The sequence below is a fragment of the Variovorax sp. M-6 genome (assembly GCF_052114385.1).
Lineage (GTDB): Bacteria > Pseudomonadota > Gammaproteobacteria > Burkholderiales > Burkholderiaceae_C > Variovorax.
The window spans coordinates 1-350 of the sequence record NZ_JBFREQ010000137.1; the positions used below are offsets into that span (position 1 = coordinate 1).

Genomic DNA, 350 nt, shown 5'->3' on the forward strand with positions numbered 1-350 from the left:
GTCAGGGAGAACTCATCTCGGGGCAAGTTTCGTGCTTAGATGCTTTCAGCACTTATCTTTTCCGCACTTAGCTACCGGGCAGTGCCATTGGCATGACAACCCGAACACCAGCGGTGCGTTCACTCCGGTCCTCTCGTACTAGGAGCAACCCCTCTCAATTCTCCAGCGCCCACGGCAGATAGGGACCGAACTGTCTCACGACGTTCTAAACCCAGCTCGCGTACCACTTTAAACGGCGAACAGCCGTACCCTTGGGACCTACTTCAGCCCCAGGATGTGATGAGCCGACATCGAGGTGCCAAACACCGCCGTCGATATGAACTCTTGGGCGGTATCAGCCTGTTATCCCC

The 350-nt window shown here is 56.0% G+C and carries 1 rRNA gene; it reads right to left on the reverse strand.

Annotated elements, in window-relative coordinates:
• Positions 1-350, reverse strand: a 23S ribosomal RNA gene (locus tag AB4Z46_RS35515); the annotation flags it as partial.